Source organism: Natronomonas sp., from assembly GCF_047616845.1.
In the GTDB taxonomy this organism is placed as follows: domain Archaea; phylum Halobacteriota; class Halobacteria; order Halobacteriales; family Haloarculaceae; genus Natronomonas.
Genome location: NZ_JBLGBY010000026.1, coordinates 9,857 through 29,590, shown reverse-complemented (window position 1 = coordinate 29,590; position 19,734 = coordinate 9,857). Strand labels below are relative to the sequence as shown.

Below are 19,734 nucleotides of genomic sequence, written 5' to 3'. Positions count from 1 at the left end.
TGCGATTGCGTGGGCCTGTGGGCCGAGCGCCGAACGTGTTTGAGAACCGTGCGGCGCTGTATCCCCTCCCTACTCGCTCCCTTCGGTCGCTCCTTGAGGAAGGGGCCTTAGCGCCTAGTTCAGGTAAAGATATTCTCGACCGGCATTACGATCGCCGTTCCGACCGGGTACAGGCCGAACAGCGCAGTAGTTCCTCCTTGATATCTGATTCCCATGAACGCCCATACTGACGTCTCGCCAACCGAGATGACCAAACCCACCGTGCCCGTTCTCTACTCGTCGCCGGCCGCTATTCCTCGAACCCTTCTTCGAACCGGAAGGCGCCGTCCCGCTGGACGATTTCGCCGTCGACCTCGATAAACGAGTCCTCGCTCATGTCGACGATCATGTCGAGGTGGACGGCCGACTGGTTCGCCTCCCGGTCGTCGCCGACGCACTCGTCGTAGGCGCGGCCGATGGCCATGTGGACGGTGTCGCCCATCTTCTCGTCGAACAGCATGTTGTAGGTGAACTGGTCGATGTCGCGGTTCATGCCGATGCCGAGTTCGCCGAGTCGGCGGGCGCCCTCGTCGGTGTCGAGTACCTCCGACAGCAGGTCTTCGTTCTTCTCGGCCGAGTGCTCGACAACTTCGCCCTCCTCGAAGACGAGGTGAGCGCCCGTGATTTCGCGACCCTGATGGTAGAGCGGTTTGTCGAACAGCACCTCGCCGTCGACGCTGTCGGGGACGGGTGCGGTGAACACCTCGCCGCCGGGGAGGTTCTTCTCGGCGTAGTCGTTGATGGTCGTCATGCCGTCGACGGACATCGTCACGTCGGTCACGTCGCCGCTTTTGATGCGCACCTCGGAGGCGGGGTCGAGGATGTCGACCATCCGTGCCTGGTGTTCGCGCTGGGCGTCCCAGTCCTTGTTGACCGCGTCCCACACGAAGTTCTCGTAGCCGTCGGTGCTCATGCCCGCGAGCTGGGCGTTGCCCTTCGAGGGGAACTGTGTGAGACACCACCGCTTCGAGAGGGCGACCTCCTGCACGGGGCGGCGCGCCTTCGTGTGTGCGGCCTGGGTTTCGGGGTCGATGTCGCTTTGCTCGGTCGCGTTGGCCTCCGCACGCACCCGGATGAGCACGTCGCTTTCCTCATATAACGCCTGCGCGTGCGTGGGTGTCTCGATATCGTCCTCGTCGACGGACTGGAGGTATGCCCGGTCGGCACGGGAGTCGCTGGCGAGATACACCGGCGTCGCACCACGGTCGCCGATGACCTCGTGGAGCGCAACGGCGAGATCGGACGCGACGTTCGGCGCACTGATGACGACGTTGTCGCCCGCTTGGACGTCCGTCGAGTGGTCGACGATGATTTCGGCGTGTTCACGAATCCGTGGATCCATATCCGAGGAGTCGGCGTGATTCCCTTTACAGGTTCGGATACCGGGCACACGCAGGAAACGCTAAGTCCCGGCCCATGCAACCCGGAGGTATGTGGCAACGGCGGGACCAAACCCAGGTCACCTGCATTGCCTGTGGCGAGCGGGTGGCGCGGTCTGACGCACGCGAGTACGACAAACACGGCGACCGGTGGAGCCGCGAGGACAAGGCGTTCGAACATCTGTGTAAACCCTGCTATCGCGACCTCTGCCATCAGCCCCGCGAGGGACTCGAAGCGATGCTCGGCGACATCGACACCGGCGCGCTTTCCCGAGAGCGCTTTCTCGCCCAGTACGCGGAGCTCGTCGAGAACGGCGACTCTCCCGAATCGACGGACAGCTAATCGAGCCCGTAGACGACGTGGTCGTACCGGGAACTGCCGTCGAGTTTGATACACCCGCCAGTGTAGAGCGTTCCGTCCCGCCAGATTGGTGAGCCGAACGTCCCCGCGACGCCGGGGAGTTCGACGCGCCAGCGTGCGGCGCCGTCCACCGCGTCGAAGGCCGCGACTTCGTTGCCACCGACGTGCACCATCCCGCCACCGAGCCCGACGCCCGTCTTCGAGACGTGGTCGACTTCGCCGCTCCAGAGGCCCGCACCGCTCTCGCGGTCGAGCGCGATAACGCGTTGCGGCGTCGTCGCGTACACGCGCTCCTCGTCGACCGATGGCGTGGTGTTGACCGGGTTCCCGAGTGTGGCCTGCCACCGCGGTTCGCCGTCGTCGCCGACCGCATAGAGGTAGCCGGCGTCCGTGCCGACGAAGACCGTCTCGCCGTCCGGCTCCGCGACGACGCGCGGGCCCTTGTACACCTCGCCATCGAGATTGAGCGACCATCGCATGTTCCCGTCCCGCGTCAGCGCCAGGAGCGTGCTGTCGCCGTTGTCGTTGCCTGTGGTCGTGACGTAGAGACCCTCGCCGACAGCCGGCGCCGCGAAGACGTCCGGCGTCGAGAGGTCGCGGCGCCACTGTTCTTCGCCAGTCGCGAGGTCGCGGGCCGAAATCGCCGTCCCGGAATCATCCACGAGCGGGACGAACACCGTCCCGTCCGCGATGACTGGACTGGCCGAAATCGGTATTTCAAACCGCCACTGTTCTGCCCCCGTTTTGGGGTCGAGGGCGGTCAGTGACGGCGTCCCGCCGCGGTCGACGACGTTCTGCCGACCGACGAGGTCGCGTGCCGATGCGACGACCGTCCCGTCGGCCACGGCCGGTGTGAAGCCGTGCGTCAACGCGCCGAGGTCGACCTGCCAGTCGACGGCGCCGTCGGCGAGCGCGATGGCGGTCAGTTCCGTTCGACTGCCGACGTAGAGGCGGTCGTCGTCGACGCCGGGCGTCGACAGCGTGAACTGGCCCGGAATGTCCGTTTCCCACGTCGCCGACAGCGGGCCGTCTTCCAGCGTTGTCGGGGGCGTGCTCGTCGGCTCCATCGACGAGGCGTCGACGACCGACGAGGAGCGGTAGCCGGCGGTACAGCCGGCGAGGGCGGCGCCGCAGACGCCAGCCGCGGCGAGGAGGGAACGACGAGAGAGGCGGCGACTCATGTCTCTCCCTTCGACCCCGCGCTCAAAACGATTGTGCGTTCACAGCTTCCGTGGTGGCTCGCCGGTCGGTGTCACGCAGACGCACCCCTACGGTCGCGTCTCGCCACGTGCGACACGCATAACTACTCCACTCTATAACCTTTCAGCATGACTGACACCGACGAGCAGGCCTACGCCGGGACTGCGGAGGGCCAGGGCCCCGTCGTCATCGACGAGGAACTCGCCCGCCACCTCGCCAACAAGCGCGAGGAGCTCTTCGAGGAGTTCGAGATTCGCGATGAGTTCCCAAGCGAGGTGCTCACAGAGGCCGAAGAACGCGCCAGCGACCCCGAGGGCGATATCGAGTCCGAACTCGACGAGCGCAAAGACCTCCGTGACCTGACGACGTGGACGACAGACCCCGCCGACGCCCAGGACTTCGACGACGCCATCTCCATCGAGCGCACCGACGAGGGCTACCGGCTGTGGGTTCACATCGCCGACGTCACCCATTACGTCAACCCCGACACCGCGATGTGGGAGGAAGCCCAGAAACGCGGCAATACGGTGTATCTGCCCGATTACACCATCCACATGCTCCCGCCCGTACTGGCGGAGACGGTCTGTTCGCTCGTCCCGAACGAAGACCGCCTCGCCCACACCGTCGAGATGCACATCAACGGCGAGACGCTCTCACATGAGTCCATCGACATCTACAAATCCGTCATCCACTCCGACGCCCGCCTGACGTACAACGAGTGTGAAGACCAACTCGACGACGAGGATGCCGAACTGCACGAGGAGAACCAGTTGGCGTACGAACTCGCAGAGAAGCTCCACGAACAGCGGAAGGCGGACGGCTCGCTCGTTCTCAACCCCAAGCGCGACCGCGCTCACACCATCATCGAGGAGTGCATGCTGAAGGCGAACAAAGCTGTCACCCACACCCTCCAGTGGGATCGTGGCCTGGAGGCGATGTTCCGCGTCCACCCCCAGCCCACGCCCGACGAGTGGAACGAGGCGCTGCAAGAGATTCAGGAGCTCGATGGCGTTTCCATCCCGGCCGACACGTGGGACGACCCCCGGAAGGCGGTCAACGCCACGCTCGAGGAAGCGCCCGGCCGACAGCTCAACAAGATTCAGTGGGCCGTGATGAAGGTGATGCCGCGCGCGAAGTACATGTCCGACCCCTTCGGCGGCCACCACGCGCTGAACTTCGAGATTTACGGCCACTTCACCTCGCCCATCCGCCGGCTCTCCGATCTCGTGAACCACTGGATCATCTACACGAATGAGGTGGTGGAGGGTATCGCCGACCTCTGTGACCACGCCAGCGACACCCAGAAAGACGCCGAGACCTGCGAACGGCAGTACAAGAAGTTCCTGGAGGAGGTCGGCCTCGACCCCCACGCGGTCAACAACCGCGGTATCGAGGTTGTCGAAGACCCCGAGGAAGCCGACCACACCGCCTGAAAAGCGGCAATCCGACGTGGTACGCGGCAGGTATTTGTTCACACAGCCCCTTGTTGTGATACTGTGCGCCGCGCCGCCACCATCCTCGTGGCCGTTCTCCTCGTCCTCTCGATCATGCCGCCGACCGTCGGGGCCGTCCCGGACGCCCGACTCACCATCGACGGTGCCGCAGTTGCGCCTGACCGCCCGACTACCGACGAACCGACGACCGTCTCCGCGGACATCTCGCTATCTGCGGGGTCGAACTCCGCCGTCGAACTGACTCGAATCACGCTCCGCGACGAAGACGGCAACCGACTCGCGAGCGCCGACACCCCTGGTTCGCTCTCTCCCGGCGACAGCGTCAGCGTCGACCTCGTCGCCGAGTTCGCCGACGCCGGCAGACAGAACCTCACGCTCGTCGCCCGCGGCACCGACGCCGACGGCAACACCGTCACGGCTGAACGGCCGGTGACCGTCGTCATCGAGGACTCTCCGCCCGGCATCACCATCGACGCCGACCTCGTTGAAGGCGTCGCCTCGCCCGTCGAGGTGGAAATCGCCAACCCGGCGGTCGACCCGGTTCGGAACGTCGAGGTCGTCGCGCTGAAGGGCGATTCCACGGTCGACAGGGGATTCGTCGCGACCCTCGCGTCCGGCGCGTCGACGACGGTGAACCTCTCCGTCCGCCCCGATGGAAGCCAACAGACCGTCGGCATCCGCGTCGGATACACGACCGCGACCGGCGACCGGCAGACGACCGTCCGGCGCGAAACGCTGCGGGTCGAACCGCTCGAGGACGATGTCGGTATCGATGTCCGCCAGGTTCGGAACGACGATTCCGCCGATACCCAGGCTGGCGGGGGTATCAGCAGCCTCATCGGCGGTGGTGGCGGCGCCGGCCTCCAACAGCAGAGCAACGACGAGGAGGAAGCGCCCAACCGTGTCGAGGTCGCCGTCACGAACTTCGGGAACGCACCGGTGAGCGAAGCGGTCGTCGAACCCTCCGGAGAGGAGCGCCTCCCGCGGCAGTTCGTCGGCGACCTCGAACCGGGCGAGACCGAAACCGTGACGCTCAACCTCGCTGACGTGCCGCCGGGCGAACTCGACATCGCCGTCAGCTACCGTCTCGACCGCGAGCAACGCCGCACGTCGACCACGTACGACCATCGCCCGAGTACCGCCGCCGTTTCGCTGACCGGCGTCGATATCGAGCGCGACGGCGACCAGCTCCGAATCAGCGGCAACGCGGGCAACACCGGCGAGGCGAAAGTCACGGGCGTCGTCGTTTCGGTAGCTGATGCCGAGGGCGTCCAGCCGGTGTACCCACAGCGCGACTACTTCATCGGCACCATCGACGGCAGCGAGTTCGCACCCTTCGAACTCACCGCGTCGGTCGATGCCAACGCCACGGCGATACCGGTCGAGGTCACCTACCGTGTCGACGGCCGGCAGGTCACCGACCGACCCGAGCTGCCGGTCGAACCGGTCGACGACAGCGACTCCGGGGGGGTGCTTGGCTCGTTCTCCCCGCTCGCGCTCGGCCTGGGCGCCGGCGCATCGGCGGTGGTCGGGGTCGGTATCTTCCTGCCACTGTACTACTGGCGACGATGACCGACTCCCCACAGCTCGAGAACGGCGCCCCCGTCCGCAGTGACACGGCGCCTCCGTTGCAGCTGACCGACGTGATTCGGGACTACGACGGCGGCGGCGAGACCGTCCGCGCCCTCGACCACGTCGACCTGACCGTCGAGGCCGGCGAGTTCGTCGCCGTCATCGGCCCCTCCGGCTCCGGGAAATCGACGATGCTCAACACGCTCGGGCTGCTCGACACGCCGACGAGCGGTGAGGTACTGCTGGACGGCCGCGACGTGACGGCCATCGACGACGAGGCCAGAACCCGGCTCCGAAAGGAGTACATCGGCTTCGTCTTTCAGGATTTCTTCCTCATCCCGACGCTGACGGCGACGGAGAACGTGACGCTGCCGACGGTGTACGACCGCGACCGCGATGCGACCGCCCGCGCCCACGACCTCCTCGAACGGGTCGGGATGGGCGACCGACTCACACACCGGCCGCCCGAACTCTCCGGTGGACAGAAACAGCGCGTCGCCATCGCTCGCGCGCTCATCAACGACCCCGAGGTGCTGCTCGCGGACGAACCCACGGGCAACCTCGACACCGACACCGGCCGCCAGGTGCTCGGCGAGTTCGAACGCGTCTGTGAGGACGGTGTCGCCGTCATCGCCGTCACGCACGACGAGCTCGTCACCGAATACGCGACCCGGACGGTCGAACTGATCGACGGCCGACTGGAGGAGCAATGAGACTCGCGGACTTCCCCGCCGTCGTCATGGCGGTTCGGAACCTCCGCCGGAACCGGCTCCGATCAGTGCTCGCCGCGCTCGGTATCGTCATCGGCGTGCTCGCCATCGCGACGCTCGGCATCTTCGGGAACGTCCTCCAGCTGGCGGCGCTGGATTCGCTCGGCGGGCTGGGCAACCAGGTCATCGTCTCGCCGAACGAGGACGCCGGCGGGGGGTCGCTCTCGTCGCGTGACGTCGCCGAAATCGAGCGCATCGCGGATGGCCGAGGAACGACCGTGCCACTGTTCAGCGACAACGCCGTCGTCGAGGGTGCTGGCGGTGCAAGCAGCTTCGCAACCCTCTACGGCACGAACCGGCCCAGAGCCCTGTTCAGCCAGGAAGCCGGCACCGTCCCCGAGCGTCACAGACAGGGCGCACTCGTCGGGAGCGGTATCGCGGCCGAACTGAACGTACAGGTCGGCAGTGTCATCTCCATCTCGGGCAACACGTACCGAGTCATCGGCATTCTCGCTCCCGGTGAGGATATCTCGCCGATACAGCCCACCAACGCGGTCGTTCTGCCGGAATCCGAGTTCGTCGGCGGCAACTACGACCAGGTGGTCGTCCAGGCTGATTCAAGCGAGGACGCCCGTGCTGTCGCCGATGGCGTCCGCGACCACCTCAACGCCCGCGAGGAGCGCGTCTCCGTGTTCGAGCTCTCGACCATCCTCGACCGAATCGAGGAGTTCTTCGACCTGCTGAACCAGTTCCTCATCGGCCTCGGTGCCATCTCGCTGATCGTCGCCGGCGTCGCCATCTTCAACGTCATGCTGATGAGCACGACCGAACGGCGCGGCGAGATCGGCCTGCTCAGAGCCGTCGGCGTCCAGAAGCGCGACATCCTCCGGACGCTCGTCGTCGAAGCGACGCTCTTGGGCATCATCGGCGGCATCATCGGCGTCATCCTCAGCATCGGCGCCGCGCTCGTGTTGTGGTACGTCTCCCCCATCGCGCTCGATGTCGTCCTTGACCCCTCGAACGCGGTCTACCTGCTCGTCGCGTTCGCGTTCGGCGTCGCGGTCAGCCTCGCAAGCGGCATCTATCCGGCCTGGAAAGCCGCGAACCTCGAACCGGTCGAGGCGCTCAGAGACTGATACGGATTGTTGTACCAAATTACCGGCGAGCGGCCGTACGGCTCGGCGCTCGCCGGGAAACGACTACAACAATCCGTATGACGCGAGGTTCCGGCAAACGACCATTATGGCCGAACGGGCCTTTCAACGCCCGTGGACGCCATCGAAGCCAGCACCGTCATCTACGTCGCTCCCGACGTGGTCTACGAGTTCATCGAGGCGTTCTCGCAGTATCCGAACTACTCGGCGCACACGCAGGTCGTCGAAACCGACCGCCCGAACCGCATCGACTGGCGAGCCGCCAAGGATGTCACTCCCCGCGTCGCTGTCCGTCGAGAAGCTGTTCCAGAAGATCACGCCTGTCGCCCTGCGCGAGGCCGAGACCATTGTCGCCGCGATGGTCGAAGACCTCGAAGGGGAGCGCCGCGAGGTCGACCTCGACATCCATCAGGGGCCGTCGTCGCTCTGAACCGCGTCGGCCATCCCACTTCTACGGAGGATTGCCGTAATTAACTGGTGTCGCCGGCGGTTTCATCCCGTTCGGGCAGAAGGGGGGGGGGGACGCCGCCCGAACCAAACGGCGAACGTTGCGCGTCTTACTGGTTGATCGCAGCGTCCAGCGAGTCGATGGCGCCGCCAAGGGTTGCGATGTGCTCGACCAAGTTGTCGCTGACCGCGTCGGCGGGCAGTTCGCCGCCGGAGATATCCTCGAAGAACCCGCCGGCGCTGTCGGTGTAGCCGTCGAGATCTCCGATTGCATCGGCCTGACCCTGCTCGTCGTTGCCGGCGGTGGCGGCGGCATAGTCGACAAAGAAGCCGATGTGGTCGCGCCACAGGCTCAGGAACGCGTTACGGTTCTCGTCGCCGGCCAGTTCGCCGATCGCGTCGGCGAGCTGCACCGAGTTGGTGTCCAACGTGCCCGCCGCTGCCTCGAACTCGCCGCTCTCGAGGCCCGCGGCGTAGCCGTTCTTCACTGTGATGCCGGCCAGGTACACGTGCTCTTGCAGTCCGGCAGTGAGACCGGTGCGCAGCTCCGATGCCTCCGACTCGGTGTCGCCGTTCAAGTCGAGCGCGGCCGCGAGCCCGCCGGACAGCACGCCGGCGCTTCCGACCACGTGGTCGCCGGCGGCCTTCAGGTCGTCGAACGCGCTGGCATCGCCGGCCGCAAAGGAGTCGATGGCGCCCGACAGCGTGTCGATGTGGACGTCGAGGCTATCGGTCACGGCGTCGGCAGGCAGCTCGCCTGCCGAGATGTCCTCGAAGAACTGGCCGGCGCCGTCGGTGTAGCCGTTGAGGTCGTCCAGGGCGGACTGGCGACCCTCGTCGTCGTCCTCGGCGGCGGCGAGTGCATAGTCGACGAAGAAGCCGATATGGTCGCGCCATAGGGTCAGGAATTCCTCGCGTTTTTCGGATCCGGCGGCGTCACCGATGACGTCGGCGAGCTCCACGGAGTTGGTGTCCAGCGCTTCGGCAGCGAGATCGAACTCCCCGCTGTCGGGCCCGAAGCTGTAGGCGGCGTCGACTGTGTAGCCGGCAAGGTAGACGTGCTCCTGCAGCAGCCCGCTTAGCACCGCGCGCAGCTCTGCCGCTTCGCTGGTGGTGTCGCCGTTGAGGCCGGCGCCGGCGGCGATGCCGCCGGAGAGCACTTTGGCTGACCCCTCGACGTGGTTGGCAGCCGTCTTGGTGTCGGCGAAGGGATTGCCGGTGCTCTTGGTTTCGATGGCGAAGTCCACCTCCTCGGAGCCGGCGCCGGAACAGCCCGCGAGCGCCGCTATCGCCGCTACGCTGCTCGTTTTCAGGAATGTGCGTCGATCGAACCGACCGGATGCTCTTTCGGGCATACCCCGTCTTAACAGACCCTACGTTTGACCGTTCGCCGAACCACGACCGAACTCTCCCCCAATTTGTCCCGAACGTTCCCTTGATCGGGTTTTGCGGTTCGAGAACGTACGGTGTCAACCTTGGAGGAGTCGTTTCGCCGACGCCTCGCGGCACTGCTCGTCGGTTAGTTCGTCACAGAAAGCGCCCGAGGCGGGACTGAGCGGCGCCGACGGCGCCGCGAGGGTCGAGAGACGCCAGCGGCGTCTCTCGGGATTTGAACCGAAGCCGGACGTGCTCGCCCACTCCGGTCGCTGTGCGCGACTGGCAGGGTTCAAATTCCGCTGGTCGTTTCGTGACTCACGGATAGCTGAGCCAGCCTCACTACCGTTCGGCACTGCTCGTCGGTTAGTTCGTCACAGAAAGCGCCCGAGGCGGGATTTGAACCCGCGTCACGACCGTGACAGGGTCGTATGATGGGCCACTACACCACCCGGGCCTGCTGCAACTCATCGTAACCGGGTTTGAACCTTAAGGCTTTCCAATGGAAGACGGCCCGGTGCGTGGTCACACACCACCGGACGCAAGCGGGAAATGACCGCCGAAGATGTCGCACCGACCCGCCAGCGGCTGGCGTCGCTATTGTCCGCAAACCCGGGGAAAGCCTTTTTGATGGCTACTCCCCAAGGACGTGCAACGAGCAGCCGCGTGCCGCAGGAAGGGCGGCACGGGTAGCCCTGGCCGTCTGATTTGGCAACTGTTAAATCCCTCCCGTCTGTAGCAATCTGTAGTATCTCGTGACAGCTTCTTCACCCGGCCAGCCAAACCCATGGTAGACGTAAGCCAACACAACTTGGTTCCGGAGCACACGATTCTCGACGAGGACGACGTCGAGGAGGTGCTCACGGAGTACGACATCGACCGCACAGACCTGCCAAAAATCGAGCGTCTCGACCCCGCCAGTCCCGACGGCGCGGAGGTCGGTGACGTCGTCAAGATCGTCCGTGATTCGCGGACGACCGACGAAGCCGTCGTGTACCGACTGGTGGTAGAATGAACAGGCAAGACCGCCGTTCGATCTCCCGAGAGTATTTCTCACGCGACCGACTCGCAGAGCACCATTTCCGCTCGTTCAACAACTTCCTGGATCGGGGGATGCAGGACGTCGTTGACGAGAAGGAAAGCATCGACACCGACATCGGTGACAAGGAAGGCCAGGAGCCGGTTCGGGTCGACCTCGGAAACGTCCGTATCGTGACGCCGCGCGTCCGCGAGGCCGACGGCTCCGAAGAGCTGCTGTATCCACAGGAAGCACGCCTCCGCAACATCACCTACTCCGCGCCGGTGTTCATGGAGATGAGCATCATCCGCGGCGGTGACGAGGAGGAAGAACACATCGTCGACCAATCCGAGACGAAGGTCGGCCGGATGCCGATCATGATCGGCTCGAACAAATGCAACATCGCCGATTTCACCGATGACGAGCTCATCGAGATCGGCGAAGACCCCGCCGACCCCGGCGGCTACTTCATCGTCAACGGCTCCGAGCGCGTGCTGATGACGAGCGAAGACCTCGCGCCGAACAAGATTCTCGCCGAGTACGACACGAAGTACGGCGACCAGATTCAGATCGCCAAGACGTTCTCCCAGCGCCGGGGCTACCGGGCGCTCGTGCTGTGTGAGCGCAACCGCGAGGGAATCCTTGAGGTGTCGTTCCCCAGCGTCTCCGGCAGCATCAACTTCGTGACGCTGGTTCGGGCGCTCGGCCTCGAATCCGACGAGGACATCGTCCACCGGGTCTCCGATGATCCCGAAATCGTGAAGTTCATGCTGGAGAACCTGGAGGCCGCCGAAGTCCAGTCGACCGCCGAGGCCATCGAACAGCTCGGCCAGCGCGTCGCCTCCGGGCAAGGGAAGAACTACCAGCTGAAACGCGCCAACTACGTCATCGACCGCTATCTCCTCCCGCACCTCCACGAGGAAGGCGTCGAAGACGAGGAAGTCCGGATGAACAAAGCGGTGTACCTCTGTCGGATGGCCGAGGCGTGTTTCGAGCTCGCCTTGGAACGCCGCGAATCCGACGACAAAGACCACTACGCGAACAAGCGCCTGAAGGTCTCCGGCGACCTCATGCGTGACCTCTTCCGGACGGCGCTGAACAAGCTGGCCCGTGACGTGAAATACCAGCTCGAACGCGCCAACATGCGGAACCGTCAACTGTCGGTCAACACCGTCGTTCGGTCCGACGTGCTGACCGAGCGGCTCGAACACCCGATTGCGACCGGCAACTGGGTGGGCGGCCGCTCCGGCGTGAGCCAACTGGTCGACCGGACGGACTACATGGGTGTGCTGTCACACCTCCGCCGGCTGCGTTCGCCGCTGTCACGGTCGCAGCCGCATTTCGAAGCCCGCGACCTGCACGCGACCCAGTGGGGTCGCATCTGCCCCTCCGAGACGCCGGAAGGGCCGAACTGTGGGCTGGTGAAGAACTTCGCACAGGCGATGGAACTGTCTCAGAACGTCGAGGACGAGCGCGGCCTGAAACGCGAACTCGAATCGATGGGCGTTGAGGGCATTCCGGGAATCGAGACGGTCGAAACACACACAGCAGACGACTAACATGAGCCAGGGACGAGACGCAAAAGTCTACGTAAACGGGAGCCTCATCGGCACCCATCCGGATCCGCATAAACTCGCAAACGATATCCGAGAATCACGCCGCCGCGGCGAGATCGACGAGATGGTCAACGTCTCGGTTCGTAAGCGCACCAACGAAGTCATCGTCAACGCCGACGCCGGCCGGGCACGCCGCCCGCTCATCGTCGTCGAGGACGGTGAACCGCTGCTCTCCGACGAGGAACTGGCGGCCGTCGAGAACGACGAACTCGAGTTCGAAGACCTCGTCGACCGCGGCTACGTCGAGTTCATCGACGCAGAAGAGGAAGAGGACATCTACGTCGCCGTCGACGAGGACGAACTGACGGACGACCACACCCACCTCGAAGTCGACCCGCAGCTGATGTTCGGTATCGGTGCGGGCATGATTCCGTACCCCGAGCACAACGCCTCACCGCGCATTACGATGGGGTCGGGAATGATCAAGCAGTCGCTCGGGCTGCCGTCGGCCAACTACCGCATCCGGCCGGACACCCGACAGCACCTCCTGCATTATCCGCAGCTGTCCATCGTCAAGACGCAGACGACCGAACAGATCGGCTACGACGACCGCCCGGCCGCACAGAACTTCGTCGTCGCGGTCATGTCGTATGAGGGCTTCAACATCGAGGACGCCCTCGTCATGAACAAAGCCTCCGTCGAGCGTGCGCTCGCCCGCTCGCATTTCTTCCGTACCTACGAGGGCGAGGAACGCCGCTACCCCGGTGGCCAGGAAGACCGCTTCGAGATTCCGGACGACGAGGTGCGCGGCGCCCGCGGTGAGGAGGCGTACACCCACCTCGACGAGGACGGCCTCGTCAATCCCGAGACGGATGTCGGCGAAAACGACGTGCTCCTCGGGAAGACGTCGCCGCCGCGGTTCCTCGAGGAGCCCGACGAGATGGGCGGTCTCTCCCCGCAGAAACGGCGTGAAACGTCCGTGACGATGCGCTCCGGCGAGTCCGGTGTCGTCGACACGGTCACGCTGATGGAGGGCGAGGACGGCTCGAAGCTCTCGAAGGTGAAAGTCCGGGACGAGCGCGTCCCCGAACTCGGCGACAAGTTTGCCTCCCGACACGGCCAGAAGGGCGTCGTCGGCCACCTCGCTCCCCAGGAGGACATGCCCTTTACGCAGGATGGCGTCGTACCCGACCTCATCCTGAACCCGCACGCGCTGCCGTCACGGATGACTGTCGGTCACATTCTGGAGATGCTCGGCGGCAAGGTCGGCTCGCTCGAGGGGCGCCGTGTCGACGGCACGCCGTTCCAGGGTGAAGACGAGGACGAACTCCGCGAGTCGCTCGTCGACCGCGGCTTCAAATCCAACGGCAAGGAGGTCATGTATTCGGGCATCACTGGCGAGAAAATCGAGGCCGAGATCTTCGTCGGCGTGATTTTCTACCAGAAGCTCTACCACATGGTCTCGAACAAGCTGCACGCCCGTTCGCGCGGGCCGGTGCAGGTGCTCACCCGTCAGCCCACCGAGGGTCGCGCCCGCGAAGGTGGGCTGCGTATCGGTGAGATGGAGCGTGACGTTTTCATCGGCCATGGTGCAGCCATGACGCTGAAAGAGCGGCTCCTCGACGAGTCCGACCGCGAGTGGATTCACGTCTGTGGACAGTGTGGCATGAGTGCGGTCGAGAACGTCGACCAGCGCCGTGTGTACTGTCCGAACTGTGACGAGGAGACCGACGTCCACGAAGTCGAGATGAGTTACGCGTTCAAGCTCCTGCTCGACGAGATGAAGGCGCTTGGAATCGCCCCCCGAATCGAACTGGAGGACGCAGTATGAACGGACAAGCCCCAAAAGAAATCGGGTCGTTGAGTTTCGGCCTGATGAACCCGGAGGAGTATCGAGACATGTCGGCCACGAAGGTCATCACGGCCGACACCTACGACGACGACGGCTTCCCCATCGACATGGGGCTGATGGATCCCCGACTGGGCGTCATCGACCCCGGCCTCGAATGCAAGACCTGCGGGAAGCACTCGGGGTCGTGTAACGGCCACTTCGGGCACATCGAGCTCGCTGCGCCCGTTATCCACGTCGGCTTCGCAAAGCTGATTCGCCGCTTGCTCCGCGGTACCTGCCGTGAGTGTTCGCGGCTCTGTCTCACGGAGGACGAACAGGCGGAGTTCCACGACCGGCTCGACCGGACGCGCCAGCTCGGCGAAGACCTCAACGACGTGACGAAGGCGGCCATCCGGCTGGCCCGGAAGAAAGACCGGTGTCCCCACTGCGGCGAGAAGCAGTACGACATCAACCACGAGAAGCCGACGACGTACTACGAGGTACAGCAGGTGCTGTCCTCGGAGTATCCCGAACGCATCGCCGCCGCGATGGAGGGTCGAGACCCCGACGCCGAGGGCGACGAGGACGACGAAGACCGCGAGCCCGTCTCCCCGCAGGAGCTCTCCGAGGAGACTGGCATCGCGCTCGACCGCATCAACGACATCCTCTCCGGGGAGTTCCGACCGAAGCGTGACGGCCGCGAAGCCCTGGAGAAGGCCCTCGACATCGACCTCACCGAAGAGGACATGAACAAGCTGATGGCCTCGGACATCCGCGATTGGTTCGAGGATATCCCGGACGACGACATCGAAACGCTCGGTATCTCGCCGGAGAAGTCCCGGCCAGAGTGGATGATTCTGACCGTCCTGCCGGTGCCGCCGGTGACCGCGCGGCCGTCGATTACGCTCGACAACGGCCAGCGCTCCGAGGACGACCTCACACACAAGCTGGTCGACATCATCCGCATCAATCAGCGGTTCATGGAGAACCGCGAGGCCGGTGCCCCGCAGCTGATTATCGAAGACCTCTGGGAGCTGTTGCAGTACCACGTCACGACGTTCATGGACAACGAGATCTCGGGCACGCCGCCGGCGCGACACCGCTCCGGCCGCCCGCTGAAGACCCTCAGCCAGCGGCTGAAGGGCAAGGAGGGACGTTTCCGTGGCTCGCTGTCCGGCAAGCGTGTCAACTTCTCCGCGCGGACGGTCATCTCGCCCGACCCGACGCTCAGCCTCAACGAGGTCGGCGTCCCCGACCGCGTGGCAAGCGAGATGACGCAGACGATGAACGTCAACGACCGGAACCTCGACGACGCGCGCCGCTACGTGTCGAACGGCCCCGAGGAACACCCCGGCGCGAACTACGTCAAACGACCCGACGGCCGGCGCCTGAAGGTGACCGAGAAGAACTGCGAAGAGCTCGCAGAGAAGGTCGAACCCGGCTGGGAGGTCGCCCGACACCTCATCGACGGCGACATCGTCATCTTCAACCGCCAGCCGTCGCTGCACCGGATGTCCATCATGGCCCACGAAGTGGTCGTGATGCCGTACAAGACGTTCCGGCTGAACACGACGGTGTGTCCGCCGTACAACGCTGACTTCGACGGCGACGAGATGAACATGCACGCCCTCCAGAACGAGGAGGCCCGTGCGGAGGCTCGCGTCCTGATGCGCGTCCAAGAGCAGATTCTCAGCCCGCGCTTCGGCGAGAACATCATCGGCGCTATCCAAGACCACATCTCCGGCACCTACCTGCTGACGAACGAGAACCCGCAGTTCAACGAGACGCAGGCGCTCGACCTGCTCCGTGCGACGAGCATCGACGAACTGCCGGCGCCGGACGGAACCGACGAGGACGGCCTCGAATACTGGACTGGCCGCACCATCTTCTCGGAGCTGCTGCCGAACGGGCTGAACCTCGAGTTCACCTCCTCCGCTGGCGACACGGTGCTCATCGAGGATGGCCAACTCATCTCCGGCACCATCGACGAGGACGCGGTCGGCGCCTTCGGTGGCGAGGTCGTCGACACCATCTGTAAGGTGTACGGCAACACGCGAGCGCGCGTGTTCGTCAACGAGGTGGCGACGCTCGCGATGCGTGCCATCATGCACTTCGGGTTCTCAATCGGTATCGACGACGAGTCCATCGAGCGAGAGGCCGAAGAGGACATCGCGGATGCGATCGACGACGCCTACGAGCGCGTCCAGACGCTCATCGAGACGTACCGTGCCGGCGAGCTCGAATCGCTGCCCGGCCGGACGGTCGATGAGACGCTGGAGATGAAGATCATGCAGACGCTCGGGAAGGCTCGTGACTCTGCCGGTAACATCGCGGACGACCACTTCAGCAGCGACAACCCGGCCGTCGTCATGGCCCAGTCCGGTGCGCGTGGGTCGATGCTGAACCTCACGCAGATGGCCGGCTGTGTCGGCCAGCAGGCAGTTCGTGGCGAGCGCATCAACCGCGGCTACGAAGACCGAACGCTGAGCCACTTCCAGCGGAACGATCTCTCGGCTGACGCCCACGGCTTTGTGGAGAACTCCTACCGCAACGGCCTGACGCCGAAGGAGTTCTTCTTCCACGCGATGGGCGGCCGCGAGGGCCTGGTCGACACCGCAGTCCGGACGTCGAAGTCCGGCTACCTGCAGCGGCGTCTCATCAACGCCCTCTCGGAACTCGAAGCGCAGTACGACGGCACCGTTCGGGACACTTCCGACACGGTCGTCCAGTTCGAGTTCGGCGAGGACGGCACCTCGCCGGTGCGTGTCTCCTCAAGCGACGAGTCCGACATCGACGTCGAATCCATCACCGACCGCATCATCGAAGAGGAGTTCGAATCCGACGAGGAGAAGATGGAGTTCATCGGCATCGAAGAGCCGACGACGAACCTCTCGGAGCACGGCGAGTCGTGGCGTGCGGCCTCGGGCACGGAGGTGGAATCCGATGACTGAGATCACCAACGAGATCGAGGACACCGTCGAGAGTACCGACCTGCCGCGGCGGCTGAAAGACGAGGTGTACGACACGATTCGCGACCGCGACGAGGTCGCCATCGAGCACGTCGAGGACATCACCCAGGCCGTCGAATCGGAATATCTGGAATCGCGGGTCGATCCACTCGAACCCGTCGGGACGGTCTCGGCGCAGAGTATCGGGGAACCGGGAACGCAGATGAGCGTACCCTACAGTGAGCGAGTCATGATTCGCCGTGACGACGAGACGGAGATAACCCAAATCGGTTCGCTCGTCGACTCGCTGATGGACGGTCGGGAAACACGGGCGTCCGACGGCCACGAGGTCGCGCTCGCACCTGAGGGCCTCGAAGCCCCGAGCCTCTCAGACGATGAAACCGTCGAGTGGAAGCCTGTCGAAGAAGTCAGCCGACACGAGACGCCCGACGAACTGCTCCGGTTCGAACTGGAATCCGGGCGGTCGATTCGGGCGACGAAGGCCCACTCGTTCGTGACTCGCCGCGACAACGAGGTCGTCCCCGTTGCGGGCGAGGATCTGGAGCCGGGTGACTGGCTTCCCGTCGTTGCCTCCCTCGATGCGGAGGCGGAAACCGATTCGGTCGACCTCCGTTCGTACCTACCGGTGAGCGATTACTGGTACACCTCTACGCTGGCCGACGGGGGCGTCGAGTCGGTCCCTGGCGGCGCAGACCAGCTTCATAACAAGCGAGTGGCGCTGGAGACGGGGGACATTGAAGAGCAGGCGGTGTATCCAGTCGGAGGAACCGTCGGACTGCCGGAGCGGCTCCCGCTTGACGACGTGACGGGCTTTTTCATCGGTGCGTGGCTCGCCGAAGGGTCGTCAACCGACAACTACGTCTCCGTTTCGAACGTCGACCCCGACTTTCAGGATCGGGTTCGCGCGTTCGCCGACCGGTTCGACCTCTCAGTGAACGAGTACCAAAACGACAGCGGCTTCGCGACCGGATACGACATCCGCGTGAACGGGACGATCCTCGCGGACTTCCTGCGGGCCGCCTGCATCGACGGCGACGAGAAAGTCGTTCCCGGCTTCGCCTTCGGTGCGACGGAACGATTCGCCGCCGCCCTGCTCCGTGGTTACTTCAGCGGCGATGGCAACGTCGGAACGGATGCCGTTCGTGCGAGTTCGACTAGCGACCGGCTAATCGCTGGTGTTTCGTTGCTACTCGCACGGTTCGACGTGTACTCCACACTGGGTGAACAGGATGGTTCCAGAACCCTCCGGGTTCCGAAAAAGCACGTTCCGCGCTTCGCCGACCGGATCGGAATGGTCGGCGAGCGGGGGCGTGAACTCGACTCCCTTGCCACCGAAGCCGATCCGAACGGCCCCGACGCGACCGATCAGATTCCGAACTTCGGCGATGCGCTCGAGGTGCTCGCCGATGCCGCCGGAATCCCGAAACGGCAGGTCAACAGCGCGACTGACCGCCAGCGTATCGGACGCAATCGACTCGCCCGACTCGTTTCCGAGGCAGAGACGGAACTGAACCAGTCGATTCCCGAACTCGACGCGCTTCGAAATGCGGTCGCTAGTGATATTGTCTGGAACCGCATCGAATCGGTTGAGACGACCACGAGCGACCACGAGTACGTCTACGACTTCTCGGTTGCGGGCCTGGAGACGTTCACGACGGCGGAAGGGGTTGTGACGCACAACACGATGAACACCTTCCACTACGCGGGCGTCGCGGAGATCGACGTCACGCAGGGGCTGCCGCGACTCATCGAGCTCGTCGACGCTCGGAAAACTCCGGACACGCCGATGATGACGGTGCATCTGGAGGATGAATACGCCGAGAACCGCGAGAAGGCCCACGAGGTCGTCTGGAAGATCGAGGCGACGCGCATCCTCGCGTTGGGTGACGTCTCGACGAACGTTGCGGACATGCTCGTCCAGATCGACCTCAACGAGGCGACGCTGGAAGAGCGGTGGCCGACAGTGCCGAACCTCGACGACGTGGCCGGCGAAATCGCCGACACCATCGAATCGAAACTCGGCGTCGACACGGTGCAGCCCGAGCCGGCCGTCATCGAGTTCGGCCCCGAACAGCCCTCCTACCGCGAACTGCTCCAGCTCGTCGAGGAGCTGCGAGAGATCGTCTTCAAGGGCATCGAGGAAGTCAGCCGTGTCGTCATCCGCAAAGAGGAGATGGACGACGGCGAGCAGTTCATCCTTTACACGGAGGGGTCGTCGCTGAAGGACGTCCTCGACATCGAGGGCGTCGACGCCTCGCGGACGACGTGTAACAACATCCACGAGATTCACCGCAATCTCGGTATTGAGGCGGCCCGCGAGGCCATTATCGAGGAGACGATGAACACGCTCGAAGAGCAGGGGCTCGACGACGTGAACATCCGGCACCTGATGCTCGTCGCGGACATCATGACGAACAACGGCGAAATCGAGTCCATCGGCCGGCACGGTATTTCCGGCAACAAGGACTCGGTGCTCGCCCGAGCGGCCTTCGAGGTCACCGTGAACCACCTGCTCGACGCTGCCATCCACGGTGAGGTCGACGACCTCGACGGCGTCACGGAGAACGTCATCGTCGGCAAGCCCATCCGACTGGGTACCGGCGATGTCGACCTCCGGATGGGCGCGAAACAGGCAGGCGAAGCGTCCGCGGACGACTAACGCACACGACC

General features: G+C 64.6%; 14 protein-coding genes and 1 tRNA gene. 11 read left to right on the top strand and 4 right to left on the bottom strand.

The features are described from left to right. Positions 1–289: 289 nt before the first annotated feature. Positions 290–1,381, bottom strand: coding sequence for an aminopeptidase (locus ACI8UR_RS06955; RefSeq protein ID WP_415087707.1), 1,092 nt, complete (start codon positions 1,379–1,381; stop codon positions 290–292). Between the two features lie 89 nt (positions 1,382–1,470). On the opposite strand from ACI8UR_RS06955, the gene ACI8UR_RS06950 reads away from it, so the two are divergent. Then, the gene (locus ACI8UR_RS06950) at positions 1,471–1,761 is read left to right on the top strand and encodes a hypothetical protein (protein ID WP_411714256.1); all 291 of its coding nucleotides are present in this window, start codon (positions 1,471–1,473) and stop codon (positions 1,759–1,761) included. On the opposite strand, the gene ACI8UR_RS06945 is transcribed toward ACI8UR_RS06950, so the two are convergent. Further along, positions 1,758–2,960: a PQQ-binding-like beta-propeller repeat protein gene (locus tag ACI8UR_RS06945; protein WP_411714257.1), complete on the bottom strand. Its 1,203-nt coding sequence runs from the start codon at positions 2,958–2,960 to the stop codon at positions 1,758–1,760. The two genes, ACI8UR_RS06950 and ACI8UR_RS06945, sit on opposite strands and share 4 nt — an antisense overlap. 147 nt (positions 2,961–3,107) lie before the next feature. Between ACI8UR_RS06945 and ACI8UR_RS06940 the strand changes: the two genes are divergently transcribed. The 5 genes from ACI8UR_RS06940 (at position 3,108) to ACI8UR_RS06920 (ending at position 8,299) form a co-directional block, all read left to right on the top strand. Next, on the top strand, positions 3,108–4,412 hold the full coding sequence (locus tag ACI8UR_RS06940; protein ID WP_411714258.1) for an RNB domain-containing ribonuclease: 1,305 nt from the start codon (positions 3,108–3,110) through the stop codon (positions 4,410–4,412). 63 nt (positions 4,413–4,475) lie between these two features. After that, positions 4,476–6,005 (top strand): hypothetical protein, encoded by a 1,530-nt coding sequence (locus ACI8UR_RS06935; protein WP_411714259.1) that lies wholly within the window; start codon positions 4,476–4,478, stop codon positions 6,003–6,005. Beyond that, positions 6,002–6,718: an ABC transporter ATP-binding protein gene (locus tag ACI8UR_RS06930; protein ID WP_411714260.1), complete on the top strand. Its 717-nt coding sequence runs from the start codon at positions 6,002–6,004 to the stop codon at positions 6,716–6,718. The genes ACI8UR_RS06935 and ACI8UR_RS06930 overlap by 4 nt, the downstream gene beginning before the upstream one ends. Next, positions 6,715–7,851 carry an ABC transporter permease gene (locus ACI8UR_RS06925; RefSeq protein ID WP_411714261.1) on the top strand — a complete coding sequence of 379 codons (1,137 nt, stop codon included), beginning with the start codon at positions 6,715–6,717 and terminating at the stop codon, positions 7,849–7,851. Before ACI8UR_RS06930 ends, ACI8UR_RS06925 begins: the two co-directional genes overlap by 4 nt. Before the next feature lie 286 nt (positions 7,852–8,137). Continuing rightward, on the top strand, positions 8,138–8,299 hold the full coding sequence (locus tag ACI8UR_RS06920) for a hypothetical protein (protein ID WP_411714262.1): 162 nt from the start codon (positions 8,138–8,140) through the stop codon (positions 8,297–8,299). Between the two features lie 127 nt (positions 8,300–8,426). Here the strand turns inward: ACI8UR_RS06920 and ACI8UR_RS06915 are convergent, their stop codons facing one another. Together ACI8UR_RS06915 and ACI8UR_RS06910 are read right to left on the bottom strand one after the other, a co-directional pair. Further along, a complete protein-coding gene (locus ACI8UR_RS06915) occupies positions 8,427–9,563 on the bottom strand; it encodes a hypothetical protein (RefSeq protein WP_411714263.1) in 1,137 nt (378 codons plus the stop codon). Between the two features lie 511 nt (positions 9,564–10,074). Further along, a tRNA-Asp gene (locus ACI8UR_RS06910) sits at positions 10,075–10,147 on the bottom strand. Between the two features lie 330 nt (positions 10,148–10,477). Here ACI8UR_RS06910 and ACI8UR_RS06905 point away from each other — a divergent pair. The 5 genes from ACI8UR_RS06905 to ACI8UR_RS06885 are packed head-to-tail and all read left to right on the top strand — an operon-like array spanning position 10,478 to position 19,723. Next, on the top strand, positions 10,478–10,705 hold the full coding sequence (locus tag ACI8UR_RS06905; RefSeq protein WP_411714264.1) for a DNA-directed RNA polymerase subunit H: 228 nt from the start codon (positions 10,478–10,480) through the stop codon (positions 10,703–10,705). Further along, the gene (locus ACI8UR_RS06900) at positions 10,702–12,267 is read left to right on the top strand and encodes a DNA-directed RNA polymerase subunit B'' (RefSeq protein ID WP_411714265.1); all 1,566 of its coding nucleotides are present in this window, start codon (positions 10,702–10,704) and stop codon (positions 12,265–12,267) included. Before ACI8UR_RS06905 ends, ACI8UR_RS06900 begins: the two co-directional genes overlap by 4 nt. A gap of 1 nt (position 12,268) precedes the next feature. Then, complete coding sequence (rpoB, locus tag ACI8UR_RS06895; protein ID WP_411714266.1) at positions 12,269–14,095, top strand: DNA-directed RNA polymerase subunit B; 1,827 nt, start codon at positions 12,269–12,271, stop codon at positions 14,093–14,095. Further along, the gene (locus ACI8UR_RS06890) at positions 14,092–17,046 is read left to right on the top strand and encodes a DNA-directed RNA polymerase subunit A' (RefSeq protein WP_411714267.1); all 2,955 of its coding nucleotides are present in this window, start codon (positions 14,092–14,094) and stop codon (positions 17,044–17,046) included. Before rpoB ends, ACI8UR_RS06890 begins: the two co-directional genes overlap by 4 nt. Continuing rightward, on the top strand, positions 17,039–19,723 hold the full coding sequence (locus tag ACI8UR_RS06885; protein ID WP_411714268.1) for a DNA-directed RNA polymerase subunit A'': 2,685 nt from the start codon (positions 17,039–17,041) through the stop codon (positions 19,721–19,723). Before ACI8UR_RS06890 ends, ACI8UR_RS06885 begins: the two co-directional genes overlap by 8 nt. Positions 19,724–19,734 lie beyond the last annotated feature (11 nt).

Bases quoted from the DNA above. Each gene is read 5' to 3' on its own strand.
- ACI8UR_RS06955 (WP_415087707.1), bottom strand. From the start codon at position 1,381: ATGGATCCACGGATTCGTGAACACGCCGAAATCATCGTCGACCACTCG.
- ACI8UR_RS06950 (WP_411714256.1), top strand. From the start codon at position 1,471: ATGTGGCAACGGCGGGACCAAACCCAGGTCACCTGCATTGCCTGTGGC.
- ACI8UR_RS06945 (WP_411714257.1), bottom strand. From the start codon at position 2,960: ATGAGTCGCCGCCTCTCTCGTCGTTCCCTCCTCGCCGCGGCTGGCGTC.
- ACI8UR_RS06940 (WP_411714258.1), top strand. From the start codon at position 3,108: ATGACTGACACCGACGAGCAGGCCTACGCCGGGACTGCGGAGGGCCAG.
- ACI8UR_RS06930 (WP_411714260.1), top strand. From the start codon at position 6,002: ATGACCGACTCCCCACAGCTCGAGAACGGCGCCCCCGTCCGCAGTGAC.
- ACI8UR_RS06925 (WP_411714261.1), top strand. From the start codon at position 6,715: ATGAGACTCGCGGACTTCCCCGCCGTCGTCATGGCGGTTCGGAACCTC.
- ACI8UR_RS06920 (WP_411714262.1), top strand. From the start codon at position 8,138: ATGTCACTCCCCGCGTCGCTGTCCGTCGAGAAGCTGTTCCAGAAGATC.
- ACI8UR_RS06905 (WP_411714264.1), top strand. From the start codon at position 10,478: ATGGTAGACGTAAGCCAACACAACTTGGTTCCGGAGCACACGATTCTC.
- ACI8UR_RS06900 (WP_411714265.1), top strand. From the start codon at position 10,702: ATGAACAGGCAAGACCGCCGTTCGATCTCCCGAGAGTATTTCTCACGC.
- rpoB (WP_411714266.1), top strand. From the start codon at position 12,269: ATGAGCCAGGGACGAGACGCAAAAGTCTACGTAAACGGGAGCCTCATC.
- ACI8UR_RS06890 (WP_411714267.1), top strand. From the start codon at position 14,092: ATGAACGGACAAGCCCCAAAAGAAATCGGGTCGTTGAGTTTCGGCCTG.
- ACI8UR_RS06885 (WP_411714268.1), top strand. From the start codon at position 17,039: ATGACTGAGATCACCAACGAGATCGAGGACACCGTCGAGAGTACCGAC.